At 38.4% G+C, this 5,749-nt stretch carries 4 protein-coding genes and 1 pseudogene; 1 reads left to right on the top strand and 4 read right to left on the bottom strand.

Annotation, left to right across the window (positions count from 1 at the left end):
* Window positions 1-223 precede the first annotated feature (223 nt).
* Window positions 224-1,915 (bottom strand): D-lactate dehydrogenase, encoded by a 1,692-nt coding sequence (gene dld / locus EDC41_RS12990; protein WP_015484309.1) that lies wholly within the window; start codon window positions 1,913-1,915, stop codon window positions 224-226.
* 211 nt (window positions 1,916-2,126) lie between these two features.
* Window positions 2,127-3,186: pseudogene (locus EDC41_RS12985) on the bottom strand (IS481 family transposase).
* 329 nt (window positions 3,187-3,515) lie between these two features.
* Here EDC41_RS12985 and EDC41_RS12975 point away from each other — a divergent pair.
* Window positions 3,516-4,232, top strand: a complete 717-nt coding sequence (locus EDC41_RS12975; protein WP_006253291.1) for a DUF3800 domain-containing protein — start codon at window positions 3,516-3,518, stop codon at window positions 4,230-4,232.
* Window positions 4,233-4,274: 42 nt separating this feature from the next.
* Here the strand turns inward: EDC41_RS12975 and EDC41_RS12970 are convergent, their stop codons facing one another.
* Together EDC41_RS12970 and EDC41_RS12965 are read right to left on the bottom strand one after the other, a co-directional pair.
* Complete coding sequence (locus EDC41_RS12970; protein WP_268877201.1) at window positions 4,275-4,760, bottom strand: tyrosine-type recombinase/integrase; 486 nt, start codon at window positions 4,758-4,760, stop codon at window positions 4,275-4,277.
* A 212-nt stretch (window positions 4,761-4,972) separates the two neighbouring features.
* The coding region (locus EDC41_RS12965; protein ID WP_132303707.1) for a hypothetical protein at window positions 4,973-5,749 on the bottom strand (777 nt) is incomplete at its 5' end.

Here is a 5,749-nt window from a genome sequence, read left to right as displayed (position 1 = left end):
AATAAACCAGTCTTGTGTTTAATGAGAGGGTTGTTAGAATAAAACATGAGAGTTTCCTTTTTGTTTAGATTGATTTTTGACACTCATATTCTAAATGGGAAACTCTCACTTTTTAGAGTGAATTGTCAGATCAAGTCTGATCTTCTACACATTAGCAACTGTTTTGTCCACTTGGCATAGTTTTTGACGGATCAGCAACTATTTTGTCTACTATGCCTTTTTGTTACTTCCAGTATTTTTTCTTCGAGGTTTGCCCGATCCCCGGATTAAAGCTGTTGGTTGGATCAAGCTGCCGGTAGAATTTGCGTAAGGTCGGTTTTGCTTCGTAAAGATGACCGACATTATGCTCCGCAGGGTATTGTGCCCCACGTTTATCCAGTAATTCTAACATCTGATGTTCCAACGCCAAACAATCTACACCTTTTTTCACAATATAGTCTTGATGGAAAACATGGCACATAAAATGCCCATAATAAAGTTTGTGCGTGATTTGACTCTCTATTTCCGGCGGTAGCACTTCAAACCACGCTTTATCATTTCGGCGAAGGGCAATATCTAAAGCAACAATATCTTCCACCTCTTTATCGTGAATGGCTCGATAGCGAATCGCTGCCGAAGCAACGGCAAAACGATGTAACATTGCCGCTTGGCTTTCAGTCGGATTACACTCCAAATAACCGCCTTTTTGTGTATCAGCAAAATAACGGGCAAGATAGTCTCTTGCTTCTTGAACGCCTTTTCCACCCATTTTGATAATTAAGTGATGTTCATACTGGTTACGGTAGTCTCGAAGACTTTCCGGCAAATGTTGCGGTAACATTTTTGAGATTGCCTGTAATATTTTATCACTGAGATTTGCCGGTAAAAAGGTGAGTTTCTTCGCCATTCTGTCCACTTTTGCTTTAAGTGAAAAGAGTTGTGGTAAGCGGTGTGTACCGAGTTTTTTAATCACCCAAAAAGTATCTTTACCGTAATCAGCGGCAATATCAAAGGCATCACGATGAATATATTCACCGGAAATCGGCAATACCTCAAAGTTGGCTAACATATAGCGACGAATATCGTTTAATGTGTCCGTATGATTTGTCCCGATATAAAAAACAGCCGTGTCTTTTTCAAGCGGAAAGGTATCTAATCGCACCGCAAACACCGCTAACTTTCCTGCACTACCGGCAGCCTCGTAGTGGCGGGCAGGATCGGCATTAAAACGGGCAGGGGAGTCTTCATCAATTTGGCGGACGTGATTACAATAGGCGTGATCGTGTCCTTTTCCGCACGCTTGCTGAATATCCTTACGCTGATAACGTTGGGCTTGCAGATTTTCTAAAATTTCTTCCGGCGTATCACCTAAATCAATACCTAAATGGTTTTTTAATTCCAGCGTGCCGTCTTCATTTAACTGGGCAAACAGTGCCATTTCAGTATAAGCCGGCCCACGTTGCACTAATGCACCCCCTGAATTATTACAAATACCACCGATAACCGAAGCCCCGATACAGGACGATCCGATCACCGAATGCGGTTCACGTCCGTGCGTTTTCAGCAACAATTCCAGCTCATTTAATGTCGAGCCCGGTAAGCAAACGACTTGATTGGCATTGTTAATTAACTGAATGCCGTTCATTCGCATTGTGTTAATGATCACAATATCCCGATCATAATCGTTGCCGCTTGGTGTTGAACCACCGGTTAATCCGGTATTGGCCGCTTGTGAGATAACAATGACATCGGCGGCGACACAGGCTTTTAATACGTTCCAGTATTCTAATAACGTTGTAGGTTTTACCACTGCAATCGCACTACCCGTGCCAAAGCGATACCCGCTACGATAGGCTTCCGTCTTAGTCGGGTCAGTGATGATATAAGACTGCCCGACAATTTCAGTAAGCTGAGAAATCAGTGAATTATTTGACATTATGCTTCCCTCAAAGGTAGAAATAGATAGGGCAGTATAGCAATAAACAAAAGAGAGCAAAGCAGAATGTTACAAAATTGTGAACTACTGCACAGAATAAATGAAGAAATGAAGTAAAAGAAAGCGAGCTAAAAGAGCGTCGCCCGCTTTATTTGTAGAAAATCAAACCTAATCTGACAGTCCCCCGTTTAAAATTACCGTGTCTGTCAGATTAATTTGAGCTTAAATTCTTTTCTACCCAAATGCGTTTTCCATCAACTAATGTCTCCATCGGTGTTCTTCCACAGCACATTTTTCCTTGATGGGTTCGATGATGGTTATAATACATTAACCATTCATCTAAGTCAGCTTGCAATGCCTCTAAATCCATATAAATCCGTTTTCTGAATGCCACTTGGTAGAACTCCTGCAAAATCGTTTTGTGAAAACGCTCACAGATGCCGTTTGTTTGTGGCTGTTTCACTTTGGTTTTTGTGTGCTCTATGTCATTGATAGCCAAATAAAGCTCATAATCGTGATTCTCAACTTTCCCACAATACTCACTGCCTCGGTCTGTCAGCACTCGTAACATAGGTAACCTCTGGCTTTCAAAGAATGGTAATACTTTGTCATTTAGCATATCAGCAGCAGTGATAGCCGTCTTCATTGTATACAGTTTTGCAAATGCCACTTTACTATAAGTATCAATAAACGTTTGCTGATAAATACGACCCACACCTTTAATATTGCCGACATAAAAGGTATCTTGTGACCCTAAATAGCCGGGGTGTGCCGTTTCAATTTCACCACAGGCAATCTCATCTTCTTTCTTCCGCTCCAAGGCTTGTATCTGTGGCTCACTCAGAATAATGCCTTGCTCTGCCACCAATTTTTCGAGGGCAGTTAAGCGTTGCTTAAAATTAGCTAAGTGATGTCTCAACCAAATGGAACGTACACCACCTGCAGAGACAAAAACCACCTGCAGAGACAAAAATCCCCTGTTTACGCAGTTCATTACTCACTCGAACTTGACCAAAAGCAGGATTATCTAAAGCGAATTGTACAACCGCTTTTTCTGTGGATTCATCCACACGATTTTTTAAGTTGGGAACGCGTCTATTTTGATTCAGCAATGCTTCAACACCACCTTGCTCAACCGCTTGTTGATAACGATAGAATGTATCTCGGCTCATTCCCATTACTTTGCAGGCTTGAGAAATATTACCCAGTTCTTCTGCTAAATTTAATAAACCAGTCTTGTGTTTAATGAGAGGGTTGTTAGAATAAAACATGAGAGTTTCCTTTTTGTTTAGATTGATTTTTGACACTCATATTCTAAACGGGAAACTCTCACTTTTTAGAGTGAATTGTCAGATCAAGTCTGATCTTCTACAGACGATCCAGGTCTTACACATTCTTTCAAGTTTGTAAAGCCTGAAAATTATTTTTTATACTTGATTTTTGTCAAAAAGTCTCTATACTATATGGCAGGGTCAGTTTTCGCTGTTTAACGGTGTTTAATGAGATTTTCATTACTGGCTCTCCTTAATAGAAATTTATGGAAGAGCTATCTGATAGAGTAATCTAGCGATAGCTCTTTTTCATTGAACAAAGAGGCTATATGTATCTTATGTATGTTGATGAGTCTGGTTCTACGACAGATCCTACTCAAAAATATTTTGTATTATCAGGTATCGCTGTATTTGAACGAAATACTCATTGGATTGAGAAAAAAATGAATGTGATAGCCTCTCAATTCTGTCAATATTCTGAAGGGAGTGATCCATATTTCTATGAGTTACATGGTTCACCAATGAGATCTGGAAAGAGTGAATGGAGAGGCATTCCAATGAGTGAGCGTATTAATGCCATTCAAGATTGCTTGAAATTAGTTCAAAGTAATAATATTCGTATATTTGCAGCAGTTATAGAGCAAGGGTATTCTAGTGGTCAGGATACTATTACAGAATGTTTTGAGCAAATATCATCTCGATTTGATATGTATCTGAGCCGTTTACATGCCCAAGGTAATACCCAAAGAGGCATTTCTATCTTTGATAAATCATCGACTGAGAAGTCAATCCAAGCACTTGCAAGAACATTCAAAAATAGTGGGCATACTTATGGGAAACTTAGAAATTTCTCAGAAGTTCCATTATTTCTTGACTCAAAGTCATCGAGATTAATTCAGCTAGCGGATCTAGTTTCCTATGCGATATTTAGACACTATGAACACAATGATAGCTCATTTTACGATATTATAAGAAATAACTTTGATTATCATAACGGGCGTATTCATGGTTTATATTTACGGAACAAAGAAGATATTATTTCATAAAAATTCGCCCCAAAAGGGAGAAGTATCTCCCTTTTGTATTTTTTATAACAAATTAACCGTTTCTCTCAACATTTCCACATCGTGTTCAATATATCCTAGTGTCACACTGATATCTTTATGCCCTAACAGTTTCTGAACCACATAAACATTTTCGGGCTTCTTCATTAATTGAGTAGCAACTGTATGTCGAAATCTGTGTGGTGATGAAGTAAAACCGACCAAGTCAGAAATATGCCGAAATATATGCGTAAGCTGATTTTGGCTCATCGGCTGCCCTCTTCTTCGAGAGCATCGAGAAAATAAATTGAGATTGAACAATTGGCAATTATCTGTTTGTTTTCTTATTTTTAATTCAGTAATAAGCCTTTCTATATGAATATAAAGTGAATCTGAAATCGGTACGATATGGTAATCATGATTTTTATTGATTTCCGGCGAAATATAAATCGTCCTATTAGAAAGATCTACATCACTAATTTTCAGTTTCACTAATTGTCCTCGCCGAATCCCCGTACATCTCAATGTCATAATAATTGCAAGGACAAACCAGCTTGGTTTTAGAAAGTCAGGTAATACAACGTTATTATTGAGTATGTGGTCTATTTTATGTAATTGTGTAAGCGGTCGAATTATTTTGCATAGAATTACACTCAATTTTGCATAGATAAAAATTAAAAACTATGCAAAATAAATCGCAAAAACAAACGCCCTTTAAACCATAATTAAGGGCGTTTAAATTTTTAGAACTTAAAAACCATATTATCCTCATATTTGCCGTTATAACTTGGCGAGGCATTTACTACTATTCTTTCAGCCCCCTCAAACGCTTGCCAGTTTTCTTTTTTGTTTTGAACCATATAGTGAATAAAGCGAATAAACTCGCTCTTGGTTGAGCTAAAGAAGATATAAGGCGGTTTGGTAAGGTCTATCAATCGTAGGAAATCAATTAAATCAAAGTAATTTGCCTGCTTATAACTCTCCTGTCTTGTGCAAAGATAAGGCGGGTCAAGAATCAATAATACTTTCTCTTTGTCGTGAAACCTCGGCAATAATTGATGAAAGGACTCACTAACCACCTCAATATCATCAAGATAACCCGTTGCTTCAGGATAGTTACTTTGCCGCACACAATTCCAGAAATCGTGCTTAAATAACTCATCTAAAGTAGCAACTTGCTCACCACTAAATAACAACCAAGAACTTAAGCATTTGGGGTCTTTAAACCCCTCAAAATCATTGATTTTATTGATGATTTTAGCTTTAACTTCATTGCTAATTCTCTTATTTTTTGGTATAACTCCATCAACAATTTGGTAGATTTCTTGGCGGAGTTGGTTAGTGTCTTTGATATGGTTTAGCCGTTCGGCGTAATTATCAAAATCATTATAAATCACTCTTGCTAACGGTTTTTCACGCTTTGCAGTATGTGCAAGCAACCCACTCCCACCAAAAACATCTATAATAGTCCAATCTTTCCCGTCTGCTTCAATATTTGCATTTAACACCTGTTTGAAATG

The sequence above is a fragment of the Mannheimia haemolytica genome, assembly GCF_004342115.1.
In the GTDB taxonomy this organism is placed as follows: Bacteria; Pseudomonadota; Gammaproteobacteria; order Enterobacterales; family Pasteurellaceae; genus Mannheimia; species Mannheimia haemolytica.
Note: the sequence above shows the minus strand (reverse complement) of the source record. Positions and strands in the feature narration are given on the sequence as shown.